The sequence below is a fragment of the Selenomonas sp. FOBRC9 genome, assembly GCF_000287655.1.
Classification (GTDB): Bacteria; Bacillota; Negativicutes; order Selenomonadales; family Selenomonadaceae; genus Centipeda; species Centipeda artemidis.
Map to the genome: position 1 here is coordinate 87,457 of NZ_ALJR01000026.1, position 13,228 is coordinate 100,684.

The following is a 13,228-nucleotide window of genomic DNA, read 5'->3' on the forward strand; positions in this document are numbered from 1 at the left end:
CTTTTTTCATAGGAGAAATACGATGGCAGATCTCTTTCTCATCCTGCTGATTTTCCTAATGGTCTATTACGTTTTTGGAGACGAACTGTTCCCGCGATAAAATATTATTCCTATAAAATCAATGCTTTCGGTTGCATTCCCGTATGTTTTTCGGTAAGATGAGGAGCGTGTAAATCGCATGGAAGAACGGTGGTACCTAGCGGCGCTGATGCAGTGTCATAATATCGGGAGCGTGCGCATGTGCCGCCTGCGTACGAGAGTCTCCTCACCGGAGGAGATTTGGTCGATGAATGCGGCGGCCCTGCAAAACATCGGAGGACTTTCCTCTCTATTAGCTGAAAAACTTGCGCATCACACACACGAGCACCCCGATCTTCCGCAGCAGCTCGAGGAGCAGTGCGAAAAGCGCGGCATTCGGCTGGTGACGATAGACGAGGAACTTTATCCGATCATCCTCAAGGAAATCTTCGATCCGCCGATCGTGCTGTATTATCGCGGTATGCTGCTTGCCGATGCGCGACGCGTCGGCATCGTCGGCGCACGGAAGTTTACGCCGTATGGAGAAGCCGCCGCAATGGAGTTTGGAGATAAGCTCGCCGCGGCGGGGGTGACGGTAGTCAGCGGCGCCGCGCGCGGGATCGACAGTTGTGCGCACCGCGGGGCGCTGCGTGCGGGCAGGACGGCGGCGGTACTCGGCTGCGGCGTGGATATTGCATATCCGCCGGAAAATCGGCGGTTGATTGCACAAATCATCGACGCAGGCGGCGCCGTCCTTTCGGAGTATGCACCGGGAACGCAGCCGCTCCCCGCATTTTTCCCCGCGCGAAACCGCATTATCAGCGGACTCTCTGAGGGCGTTTTGGTCGTTGAAGCCGCGCGGCGCAGCGGTTCCCTCATCACGGCGGAAATGGCGCTCAGCGAAGGGCGCGACGTATATGCGATTCCCGGCAGCATATACTCTCCGCAGAGCGGCGGCTGTCACAATCTCATCCGCGCCGGAGCGCGTCTCGTAGAATCTCCTCATGAGATCCTCGAAGATATGAATATCGTCCCTTTGCCCAAACGCCCTGTGAAAGACCGCCTGACTCCGGAAGAAGCTCGTATTTATAAGGTGCTCTCCTGCGATCATCCGCTGACAATGGATGAGATACTGGAGAGCCTGCCCGATGCCGTAACGGCAAATATTCCGCTGCTCCTCCTTCAGATGCAGCTCAAGGGAATTATTACAGAAAATGAAATGCACGCCTATCGGCGCCTCGAAAGGAACTGACAGATTGGCTACGACATCATCTGTACGCAAGACAAAAGCAGTCAATGAAAAGACGAACAAAAAAAAGTCGGCGGGAAAAACGCTTGTTATTGTGGAGTCGCCCGCGAAGGCAAAGACCATTGAGCGATATTTAGGAAAGAACTATATCGTCAGGGCTTCGATGGGGCATTTGCGCGATCTCCCAAAGAGTCAATTCGGCATCGACGTGGAGGATGCGTTCACGCCGAAGTACATCAATGTGCGCGGAAAAGGAGATCTCATTCGTGCGCTCAAAAAAGAGGCAAAAGAAGCGGATAAGATCTATCTGGCAAGCGATCCCGACCGCGAAGGCGAAGCGATCGCTTGGCATCTTTCATTTATCCTAGGCGTCGATCCAAAGGAGAACTGCCGCATCGTTTTCCATGAGATCACAAAGCCCGCCATTGCCGAAGCGATCCATCATCCGCGCCCCATCAACATGGAGCAGGTGGACGCACAGCAGGCACGCCGTATGCTCGACCGCATCGTCGGATATAAACTCTCTCCTCTGCTCTGGCGCAAAGTCCGCAAGGGGTTGTCGGCAGGGCGCGTGCAGTCCGTGACGGTACGCCTCATATGCGACCGAGAGAAAGAGATTGAAGCCTTTCACTCCGAAGAATATTGGACGGTCAAGGCAAAGGTCAAAAAAGATAAGAGCTCATTCATTGCCGAACTAACGCACATCCGTGGAGAAAAGGCGTCTCTGCACAGCGAAGAGGAGACCACAAAGGTCACGGACGATCTCGCCGCGCAGGAATTTAAGATCAAGGAAGTCAAGCAGAGCGAACGCCGCAAGAAACCGGCGGCGCCGTTTACGACGAGTTCCCTCCAACAGGATGCCGCACGAAAGCTCGGCTTTACGTCCGGGCGCACAATGATGATTGCACAACAGCTCTATGAGGGCGTTGTGCTGGGACGTCAAGGTGCGACCGGTCTCATCACCTATATGCGTACCGATTCGACGCGTCTCTCAAATCTTGCGATCGAGGAGGCGCGCGGCTATATTGGCGAGGAGTACGGGCAGGACTATGTGCCGGCAAAGCCCAACATCTACGCCGGCGGGAAAAAAGCACAGGACGCCCATGAGGCGATCCGACCGACGAGCATCCTGCGCCTGCCGTCCGAGGTGGAGCCGTATCTCAACCGGGATCAGCAGCGGCTCTATACGCTTATCTGGCAGCGTTTTGCCGCATGTCAAATGACGGCGGCGGTCTACGATACCGTATCCGCTCAAATCGAGGCGGGCGACTACCAGCTGCGCGCACATGGATCGAAGATTAAATTCAAAGGATATACCGTTGTCTATGCGGGTGCAGAGAGCTCTAAAAAGGAAAAGGATACGATCCTTCCGGAGCTGTCCGCAGGGGATATGCTCTCCCTCACCGCGCTCGACCCGGAGCAGCATTTTACGGAACCGCCGCCGCGCTATAACGACGCGTCCTTGGTAAAAGCGCTCGAGGACATGGAGATCGGACGTCCGAGCACCTATGCGCCCATCATCGAGACAATACAAAAACGAGGATATGTGGAACGCCGTGAAAAGCAGTTTCGCCCGACAGAGCTCGGCTTCATCGTTACGGATATGCTGGGCGAATATTTTAAGGATATTGTCGATGCGAAGTTCACCGCGAACCTCGAGGGCGAACTGGACGAGGTTGCCGACGGTTCGCTCAACAAGAACGAACTGCTGCAAAAATTTTATACCCCCTTTGACGAAACTCTCAAAAAGGCGGAAGAGATCATCGGCACCGTCGATCTGCCCGAGGAAATCACCGACATTCCCTGCGATAAATGCGGGAGAATGATGGTTGTTAAACAGGGACGGTTCGGTAAATTTTTGGCATGCCCCGGCTTCCCCGAGTGCCGCAATGCGAAGCCCCTGCTGCGCGATACGGGCGTACAGTGCCCCAAATGCGGCGGTAAAATCGTCGAACGCAAGAGTCGCCGCGGACGTGCATTCTACGGCTGCGACCGCTATCCTGACTGCGACTATACGACATGGGACGAGCCGCAGCAGGAGACCTGCAAGGTCTGCGGTTCGTTCATGCAAAAGCATCGCTACCGCACGGGGCGTACCATTCTCTATTGCAGCAACGAACAATGTGAATCCCGCATCGGCAGCCCGATTGAAAAAGAACTCGCACGCCAGAAAGAGCGTGCCAACGCCAAGACAAGCAAAGATGCCGATGTAAGTGCGGACACGAATACAAAGACGCGTGCAAAGCGTACCGCCTCCAGTAAAAAAGGATCAAATACATGAAGAAGGTCATCGTTGTCGGCGCAGGGCTTGCAGGCAGTGAAGCCGCGTGGCAGGCAGCACGTCGGGGCGCAGAGGTGACGCTCTTCGAGATGCGCCCCGGACGTACCTCTCCCGCACACAAGACGGATGATTTTGCGGAACTGGTATGCAGCAACTCTCTGCGCGGCGCGGGACTTGAAAATGCCGTCGGCGTACTGAAAGAAGAAATGCGCCGGATGGATTCACTGATCATCCGAGCGGCGGACGCAACCGCAGTTCCTGCCGGCGGCGCTCTTGCCGTAGACCGCAGGGGGTTCAGCCGATATATTACGGAGCAAATCACCGCGCATCCCAACATCAGCATCCGGCGAGAAGAGATCAAGACCGTTCCGCGTGATGAAGACGCCGTTGTTATTATCGCCTCGGGACCGCTCACGTCCGGTGCGCTTGCCGATGAAATTCATGCCTTGCTCGGCGACGACGCACTGTACTTTTACGACGCGGCGGCGCCGCTTGTGGATGCTGCGAGCATCGATATGACACAGGCATATCGAGCATCCCGCTACGGGAAAGGCGAACCCTCCTATCTGAACTGTCCCATGAACGATAGGGAATACGAAGCGTTTTGGCAGGCGCTCACAGCGGCTGAAAAAGCGGATGTGCATGATTTTGAAAAAGAGATTTTCTTTGAGGGATGTATGCCCGTTGAGGTTATGGCATCGCGCGGCAAAGACACGCTCCTCTTTGGACCTCTCAAACCGATGGGGCTGGAGCATCCGGAGACGGGGGAGCGTCCGTATGCCGTCGTTCAGCTCCGACAAGACAATGCGGAGGGGACGATTTACAATATCGTCGGATTCCAAACGCGCCTTAAATGGGCGGAACAGCGCCGCGTATTCCGGATGATACCGGGACTCTCTCATGCGGAATTCCTGCGTTACGGCGTAATGCATCGAAACACCTTTATCAACGCACCGCGGCATCTGCGCCCGACTTTTCAGCTGCGCTCGGAGAATACACTATTCTTCGCCGGACAGATGACGGGCGTCGAGGGGTATGTCGAGTCGGCGGCTTCCGGCCTTACGGCGGGGATCAACGCCGCACGCATCGCGGCAGATCGGACACCTGTCGTATTTCCGCAGACAACGTGTCACGGCGCGCTCGCGCATTATATTACGACCTGTGACCCGGCACATTTCCAACCGATGAATATCAATTTCGGACTCTTGCCGCCGCTCGAAGATCTGCCGCGCCGTACGCGGAAACCGGAAAAAAAGCTGCTGACCGCGCGCCGCGCACTTGCCGCATTAGATGATTTCCTGCAAGAAAACGGAAAGGAATCGCCATGACATTTCATGCGACCACAATCGTCGCCGTAAAGAAGGGGAATAAGGTCGCGATTGCCGGAGACGGACAGGTGACCTTTGGAGAGCGCGCCATTATGAAGGCGACCGCACGCAAAGTACGTCGGCTCTATCACGGAAAGATCCTTGCGGGATTCGCGGGATCGGTGGCGGACGCATTTACCCTGTTTGAAAAATTTGAGGCAAAGCTCGAATCCTACAGTGGAAACCTCCAGCGGGCGGCTGTAGAATTGGCAAAGGATTGGCGTACGGACAAGGTACTGCGCAAACTTGAGGCGCTCCTGCTCGTCGCGGACAAGGACGGCATCCTCATGATCTCGGGCAACGGCGAAGTGATCGAGCCGGACGGCGACTGCACTGCCATCGGATCGGGCGGCTTCTTCGCTCTTGCCGCAGCGCGTGCCCTCACACTGCACAGCGACATGGACGCTCCTGCCGTCGCGAAGGAATCACTCGCCATCGCGGCGGACATATGTGTCTATACGAATCATAACATTACGGTGGAGGTGCTGGAATCATGAGTTCTATCGGCGTGAACGAACAGACACCGCGCGAGATTGTTACAGAACTGGATAAATATATTGTCGGCCAGCAGGAAGCGAAGCGCGCCGTCGCCATCGCCCTGCGCAACCGCTGGCGCAGCCGGCAGCTCGATACCGATATGCGCGAGGACATCATTCCGAAGAACATCCTCATGATCGGCTCTACGGGTGTCGGCAAAACGGAGATCGCCCGCCGCCTTGCCCGTCTCGTCCGTGCGCCCTTTCTCAAGGTCGAGGCGACGAAGTTCACAGAGGTCGGATATGTCGGACGCGACGTTGAATTCATCGTGCGGGATCTCGTAGAGACAGCCGTGCGTATGGTGCGCCGGGAGAAACTGGAAGAGGTCAAGGAAAAGGCGGCGGAAAACGCAGAGGAACGCCTGATCGACGTCTTTGTTCCTGCGCCAAAGAAATCGGTGAACCCGCTCGGCAAACTCTTTGGCGCAGAGGAAGAACCCGCCGAAGAGAAGCAGAAACCGCCGAAATATCAAGCCGGACGCGACTGGGTGCGCAAGCGTCTGCACGCGGGAGAACTCGAAGACGAGATGATTGAGATCGATGTGGAGGAATCCTCCCGTCCCATGGCAGGAATGTTCGCCGGATCATCGCTCGAGGGAGTCGGCGATAATTTACAGTCGATGATCGGTTCTCTTGTTCCAAAGCGCCGCCGCAGGAGAAAGGTTTCCGTCCGTCAGGCGCGTAAATTATTTACCGCCGAAGAGGCGGATAAACTTGTCGATATGGATGTCGTTGCAGAGGAGGCGGTATATGCCGCGGAATACAGCGGTATCGTGTTTCTTGATGAGATCGATAAGATCGCCGTCGGCAACGGACACAGTTCGGGTGCGGCTGTATCGCGCGAGGGTGTCCAGCGGGATATTCTGCCGATCGTGGAGGGATCGACCGTTGTTACGAAGTACGGTCCTGTCAAGACGGATCATATCCTCTTTATCGCCGCGGGAGCGTTCCATATTGCAAAGCCTTCCGATCTTATTCCGGAGCTGCAGGGGCGCTTTCCGATCCGTGTCGAGCTGAAATCACTTGTCAAAGAGGATTTTGAGCGCATTCTCACGGAGCCAAAGAACGCGCTCATCAAGCAGTATGCTGCGCTCCTCGGGGCAGAGGGCGTTACGCTGACCTTTGGAGACGATGCGATCGGGCGTTTGGCAGAGCTTGCCGAGACGGTTAACGAACAGACGGAGGATATTGGCGCACGCCGTCTCTATACGCTCCTTGAAAAACTCCTTGAGAATCTGTCGTTCGATGCACCCGATCTGACCGAAAAAGACATCGTCATCGATACGGCGTATGTGGATCGTTACCTTGCCGACATCGCGCGAGATCACGACATGTCGCGGTTTATTCTGTAACGCCTGCGAAACGATAAAAACGATTCGGAGAATTTTTTCCGAATCGTTTTTTCTATTGCCTAAGACTTAATTTTATGCGATAATTCAATATGAGATATACTGTGCTTGGAGGATGAGGCAAATGGATGAACAGCAGGGGCTTTTTGAACAAGCTCTGCACCGACCGCTTGCGGAACGTGTTCGTCCACATACGCTGGAGGATTTTGTCGGACAGGAGCACCTTCTGGGGAAAGGAAAAATTCTGCGTCGCCTCATCGAAAGCGATCAAATTACTTCAATGATCTTTTGGGGACCTCCGGGCGTTGGAAAAACCACGCTGGCGCAGATCATTGCGGCGCGGACAAAGGCGGAGTTTATTACGTTTTCCGCAGTGTCCGGTGGCATCAAGGACATTCGAACCGTCATGCAGGAAGCCGAGCGAAAGCGTTCCTACGGTCAGCGTGTCATCATTTTCGTCGATGAGATTCATCGTTTTAACAAAGCACAGCAGGATGCCTTTTTGCCCTTTGTGGAAAAAGGGAGTATCGTCCTCATCGGCGCGACGACGGAAAATCCGTCGTTTGAAATCAACGGCGCGCTTTTGTCTCGCTGCCGCGTATTCGTACTGCAAGGATTGAAAACGGAGGACATTCGAAAGCTCCTATTGCGCGCGGCGGCACTTCCGAGCGGGCTCGGCGGTCAAAAGATAGACATATCGGAGGACGCTGTGCTTGCGGTTGCACGCTTTGCCAACGGAGATGCACGCAGCGCACTCTCCACATTTGAGATGCTGATCCTCAATGCGGAGGAAAAAGACGGCATTGTTACGGTGACGGAAGAAAATCTCGCACAATGCATTTCCCGCAAGTCACTCCTCTATGATAAGACGGGGGAGGAACATTATAATCTGATCTCGGCGCTCCATAAGTCGATGCGCAATTCCGATCCCGATGCCGCCGTGTACTGGCTCGCGCGCATGCTCGAAGCAGGGGAAGATCCTCTTTATGTTGCGCGGCGAGTTACGCGTTTTGCGGCGGAGGATGTCGGTCTTGCCGACCCGCGTGCGCTTGAGATCGCCGTCGCGGCATATCAGGCATGCCGGTATATCGGTGTTCCCGAGTGCAACGTACATCTCACCGAGGCAGTGATCTACCTCTCGCTTGCCCCGAAATCGAATGCGATGGAAGTTGCCTACTTATCTGCCGCAGCGGATGCACGCACGATGCTTGCCGAACCGGTACCGCTTGTCATTCGAAATGCCCCGACCAAACTCATGAAGGAGCTAGACTACGGCAAAGGCTATCAATATGCGCATGATGCGGCGGAACATATCACAAATATGCAGTGTCTGCCCGATGCACTTGCGGATCGAACATATTACCACCCGACGGATCAAGGCGTCGAAGGACGATTCCGCGAGCGTCTGGACGCGATTAAGAAATGGAGAGCAGACCATGCGCCGCATCGTAAAAACTAGATGATGCAGACGTATGCCGCTATATCAAAATATATTGTTACAGTCGATGTGTATTATTTTTTGAACAGGAAAGGCAGGAATCCCGGCGTTGGATGGAAAGCTGAAACTATATGGATTTAACAATCTCACGAAAGCGCTGAGTTTCAATATTTATGATATTTGCTATGCAAAATCTGCGCGAGAACAGCGGGACTATATCAAATATATTGACGAACAGTATAATTCCGACCGACTTACCAAGATACTTTCTCAAGTGACGGATATGATTGGGGCGCGTATTCTCAATATTGCAAAGCAGGACTATGAGCCGCAGGGGGCGAGCGTGACGATGCTGGTTGCGGAAGAAGCCGCCGTCATATCCGGCAGTAAGAAACCCGTCAACAGAGCCGCCGCAGCGCCCAAAACGATACTGGCGCATCTTGACAAGAGCCATGTGACCGTTCACACATATCCGGAGTTCCATCCGGATACGAGCATCGCGACGTTCCGCGTCGATATCGATGTTGCGACTTGCGGAGAGATCACGCCGCTGCAAACACTCGATTACCTCATTAGCCAGTTTGATTCGGATATCATTACGATGGACTATCGTGTGCGCGGATTTACGAGAGATCTGCAGGGGCGCAAGCTGTTCATGGATTCGAAAATGACCTCGATCCAAGAGTTTATCAAGCAAGAAACCCTGGACGAATACGATGCGGTGGACATCAATCTCTATCAGGCCAGCCTTTTTCATACGCGTATGCTCATCAAGGAGCCGCAATTACAAAATTATCTCTTTAATACAGATGTCGATGAAATCCCGCCAAAGACACGACTGCTGATCAGTACCAGTCTTCGGCGCGAGATGATAGAGATCTTCAGCGGACGCAACGTCTATTAGGAGATGTTCGTATGCCCATGTTCAAAAAGTCCCTTGCCGTATTGCTCATTCTCGTTGCCGCCGCTATAGGCGGCACAATGTACGGCTACTATTCGGAACAGGAAACATTGGCGCTTGACGCGGGGACGAACATGCCGCCGGAACCGCCGCGTTCCGTGACCGTATATGTTTCGGGAGAGGTAAAAAAACCGGGACTCGTTATACTCCCCGAAGGAAAACGTGTCGCCGATGCCGTGAACGAAGTCGGCGGCGTGATAGAAACGGCAGACATTGACCGCGTGAATATGGCGGCGCTGCTTGAAGACGGAATGCATATACGCGTACCGGAAAATCAAAAATTCGGCAGTAAGACCGCCGTGCCCGCGGGGAACGATACAGACGGGCGGATCAACATCAACACAGCAAACGAGAAGGAACTGCAGGAGCTTCCCGGCATCGGTCCCGCGATGTCGGCACGTATTGTGGAGTATCGTGAAGCAAACGGGAACTTCAAGAAGATTGAAGATATAAAAAAGATACGCGGAATCGGCAACGCAAAATTTGAAAAACTAAAGGACAAGGTGACCATATGAAAACAGGGCAGTATCAGCTCACGTTTCTTATCGCCCTGTTATTTTCCCTTTGTCTCGGTATTTTCTGCAGCGCATATTTTGATATTTCTTTTTCTGCCGCGCTGCCGTATTTTTTATCCGTACTGCTGATTGGAAGCGGCGCGGCGATATTCCTGATATATCGGCAAAGCCCAAAGACATGGATTGTCTTCGTCGGGCTTTTTTTCGTATTGGGGATGCTTCGATTCGCGGCGGTCTATGATCTTCCGGCTTCCGATATTTCGAATTACGCGGGACAAGATGCCAAGGTCGAAGGTGTCGTTACAGAACCGCCTCGTATTACCGCAGATCCGGATGGGGGGGTTCATCTGCGTTATACGGCACAGGTAACATCTATATTTTCCAAAGGAGAAGAACATGTCGGAGAAGGGAATATACTTATTTATTCCCGCGCGCGTGCCGGAGACGACCTGCCTGAAGTGCATATCGGGGATCATATTTCTGCCGAAGGAACAGTGCGCCGACCGCACAGTTATCAAAACCCGGGGCAGATAGATACGGCGTTCCTTTTGCACAGCCAAGGAATTACAGCGCGGCTTCACACAAGCCAAGATTCTCTTTCTTTTCAGCGTGCAGAAAAATATTCGTTATTTCAGAATATCATCCAATTTGCGGCAGATGTGCGTACACACTATATCAATCGCATGTCGGAGGTGATGCCGCACAGCGATGCAGCGGCGATTTTTGCAATGCTGTTTGGAGGATACGAAGGCATACGACCGGAACTATTAGAAGCCTTTACCACAACGGGAATTATACATATTTTATCTGTTTCCGGCTCCCATATCAGCTTGATTGCCGCCGTGACGGCATGGTTCTCTATAATTCTGAAATTTCCCAAATGGGCGCGGGCAATCTCTGTGATTTTTGTCATTTCAGCCTATGTCGTATTGGCAGGATTCGTGCCGCCTGCCGTACGTTCTGGCATTATGGGCGGAATTGCTTTTGTCGGACTTGTTCTAGGGCAGGAACGGGACGCGCAGCGTATCTTGATTGTGACGGGGATCTTGATGCTCCTCGTCTCTCCGCTGCTGTTTTTCCATATCAGCTTTCAATTGTCCTTTCTTGCAACGGCGGGGCTACTTTTTATTGCGCCCATACTGTTTCAACGTATGAAAGGGATATCCGTATTTGCCGCAGGCAGTTTATCCATCACAATGTCAGCGCAACTCGCGACGCTCCCCATGCTCGCATGGTATTTCAATCAGGTGTCGCTGTCGTCTTTATTATCGAATTTTATTGTCGTTCCGATTGTGGACATCATCATTATCGTCGGGCTTTTGGGCGGGATTACGGCGTGGATCATCCCTCTAGCGGGGAAAGTTGTATTTGCGTTTGACAGCATATTGCTTGGCATATCGTTTGAATTGACACGCTTTATGGCGGCGCTGCCGGCTTCTAAAATTTTTGTTCCGACGCCGGAGATTGGTGTCGGATGTGCCTATTACACCTTGCTGCTGCTCATATTTGCACCGCAAGAACTGCGTGACCACTTGATAGAATTTATCAAGGGGAAACAAAAGGCTATTGGTGTCTCCCTCGGCGTACTGCTTATTTTTTTCATCTTTCGCTATATTGCACAGCCTGCCGAACTATCGGTTCACTTTATTGATGTAGGGCAGGGGGACTCGGTTCTTCTAATTACGCCGCATGGTCATGCGATGATGTTTGATACCGGCGGAACGAGAGACGATGCGTTTGACATTGGCGCACGGGTAGATGTTCCGTATCTGCTGCACTATGGCGTGCGCGAGCTCGACTATATATTTCTCTCACACGCACATGCGGATCATGCCGCGGGCGCACATGCGATTCTTGCAAAAATGCCGGTCAAGCACGTGTTCATTGCGGATGAGGGGGTTACAGAATATGCGAGAAGTATGCATATGGGAGACAGCGATCCACTGCTGTTAAAATTTAGCAAGTCGGAAGAGGGAAGGCGAATCACAGTGGACGGCGTCACTATCGATACCGTCTACGCGCCGCCCTATGATCCGTCGGACAGCGCAACCGGCAACGAGGTGTCGAATGTCTATCGTGTGCACTATGGCAGCGCGAGCTTTTTGTTTACCGGCGATTTGGTCAAAGAACACGAGGCGAAGCTGCTTGCACTTCATAAGGACATACAGAGCACAGTCCTAGAAGTTCCGCATCACGGTTCAAATACATCGAGTTCAGAGGAATTTATCGCCGCCGTACATCCCGTATACGCCGTATACTCGGTGGGGAGAGATAATACATTTGGGCATCCGAAACAGGAGGTGGCGGATCGATACGAAAAACAAGGCATAAAAACGCTGCGAACGGATTATGACGGGGCAATCGTATTTCGCACCGACGGCAGCCGTCTTAAGGTGGAAACCTATACGGCGCACAAAATCCTGCACTAACGCATTGCGCGGGGGCATAATTTTATTTATAATAGCGATAGACTCTTCAATACAAAGCGAGGATATGATGAAAAACTATGGCGTAGTTTTTGATGTTGACGATACGTTATACGATATGTCTATTCCCTTTTTGGGTGCCTACCAATCCCTCTATGGCACGCGGTATCCGTTTCCAACGAACGATCTGTTCCTCTTATTTCGTCGCTACAGTGACGAACGCTTTGACGATACGCAAACCGGGAAGATGTCGATGGAGGCACTTTATGCCTATCGTCTTCGCATGACTATGCAGGAATACGGGGTCTCCGTCACTGATGAGGAGGTGTTGGAGTTTCAGCGCCGTTATGTGGAATTTCAATACCGGATTCGTCTCACCGATACGATGAAGCATATTCTTGATACATTACGGGAAAAGAATGTAAAAATGGGTGTTATCACGAATGGCAACTCCGTACATCAGCGTGAAAAAATCAAATCGTTGAATCTTGCACACTGGATTCCCGCAGAACATGTCATCGTCTCCGGCGATCATGATTTTCGCAAGCCCGATGTACGTATATTTCGAGAGATGGAGCGTCGGCTGGATCTTCCCGCAGAGCGTCTCCTCTACGTTGGAGACGCATTTGCCCTCGATATACCGGGTGCCTGTCATGCCGGATGGCATACACTGTGGTTCAACCATCGACACCGCATCAAACCGGACGATACAAAAATTACAGCGGATATTGAAGTTCATAGCGAGGAAGAGCTTTCTATGCGGCTTTTAGCATATATAACAACGGTATCATAAATCCTAATTTCAATATCAAATCGAATGCCTAAATTGCAATAGCAAGTGGGACAAGTAGGGAAAAAGTTACGAGGCAGCGAATTGAGCAACATATGAATCGAAACGCTCTTTGGGTGTATCGTATCCGAGGATTTTCCTGGGGAGGTTATTCATCCAGTCCTCTACCTGTTGAATTGTGTCCGGCGTGAGGCAAGCAATATCGGTCCCCTTTGGGATAAAGCGTCGTACCATGCCGTTTTGGCGTTCATTAGTTCCGCGTTCACTTGGCGTATAAGGATGAGCGTAGTATACGGGA

General features: G+C 52.7%; 11 protein-coding genes. 10 read left to right on the forward strand and 1 reads right to left on the reverse strand.

All coding sequences use genetic code 11. The features are described 5' to 3' along the window. Positions 1 to 178: 178 nt before the first annotated feature. The 10 genes from dprA (at position 179) to HMPREF1147_RS06510 (ending at position 12,933) form a co-directional block, all read left to right on the forward strand. Positions 179 to 1,270, forward strand: a complete 1,092-nt coding sequence (dprA, locus tag HMPREF1147_RS06465; RefSeq protein WP_009348775.1) for a DNA-processing protein DprA — start codon at positions 179 to 181, stop codon at positions 1,268 to 1,270. After that, on the forward strand, positions 1,233 to 3,548 hold the full coding sequence (topA, locus tag HMPREF1147_RS06470) for a type I DNA topoisomerase (RefSeq protein WP_198002981.1): 2,316 nt from the start codon (positions 1,233 to 1,235) through the stop codon (positions 3,546 to 3,548). Before dprA ends, topA begins: the two co-directional genes overlap by 38 nt. Continuing rightward, positions 3,545 to 4,876: a methylenetetrahydrofolate--tRNA-(uracil(54)-C(5))-methyltransferase (FADH(2)-oxidizing) TrmFO gene (gene trmFO, locus HMPREF1147_RS06475; RefSeq protein WP_009658162.1), complete on the forward strand. Its 1,332-nt coding sequence runs from the start codon at positions 3,545 to 3,547 to the stop codon at positions 4,874 to 4,876. Before topA ends, trmFO begins: the two co-directional genes overlap by 4 nt. Beyond that, a complete protein-coding gene (hslV, locus tag HMPREF1147_RS06480) occupies positions 4,873 to 5,412 on the forward strand; it encodes an ATP-dependent protease subunit HslV (protein ID WP_009438474.1) in 540 nt (179 codons plus the stop codon). The genes trmFO and hslV overlap by 4 nt, the downstream gene beginning before the upstream one ends. Then, on the forward strand, positions 5,409 to 6,803 hold the full coding sequence (gene hslU, locus HMPREF1147_RS06485) for an ATP-dependent protease ATPase subunit HslU (protein WP_009658130.1): 1,395 nt from the start codon (positions 5,409 to 5,411) through the stop codon (positions 6,801 to 6,803). Before hslV ends, hslU begins: the two co-directional genes overlap by 4 nt. Positions 6,804 to 6,924: 121 nt before the next feature. Continuing rightward, positions 6,925 to 8,259, forward strand: coding sequence for a replication-associated recombination protein A (locus HMPREF1147_RS06490; RefSeq protein ID WP_009438349.1), 1,335 nt, complete (start codon positions 6,925 to 6,927; stop codon positions 8,257 to 8,259). An 88-nt stretch (positions 8,260 to 8,347) separates the two neighbouring features. Further along, a complete protein-coding gene (gene speD, locus HMPREF1147_RS06495; protein ID WP_009658194.1) occupies positions 8,348 to 9,142 on the forward strand; it encodes an adenosylmethionine decarboxylase in 795 nt (264 codons plus the stop codon). A gap of 11 nt (positions 9,143 to 9,153) precedes the next feature. Beyond that, a complete protein-coding gene (locus HMPREF1147_RS06500; RefSeq protein ID WP_009438523.1) occupies positions 9,154 to 9,714 on the forward strand; it encodes a helix-hairpin-helix domain-containing protein in 561 nt (186 codons plus the stop codon). Further along, positions 9,711 to 12,143, forward strand: a complete 2,433-nt coding sequence (locus HMPREF1147_RS06505; RefSeq protein ID WP_009658170.1) for a DNA internalization-related competence protein ComEC/Rec2 — start codon at positions 9,711 to 9,713, stop codon at positions 12,141 to 12,143. Before HMPREF1147_RS06500 ends, HMPREF1147_RS06505 begins: the two co-directional genes overlap by 4 nt. Before the next feature lie 64 nt (positions 12,144 to 12,207). Beyond that, a complete protein-coding gene (locus HMPREF1147_RS06510) occupies positions 12,208 to 12,933 on the forward strand; it encodes an HAD family hydrolase (RefSeq protein ID WP_009658179.1) in 726 nt (241 codons plus the stop codon). 66 nt (positions 12,934 to 12,999) lie between these two features. Here the strand turns inward: HMPREF1147_RS06510 and HMPREF1147_RS12280 are convergent. After that, on the reverse strand, positions 13,000 to 13,228 hold a 229-nt coding region (locus HMPREF1147_RS12280), incomplete at its 5' end, for a transposase (RefSeq protein WP_369791744.1).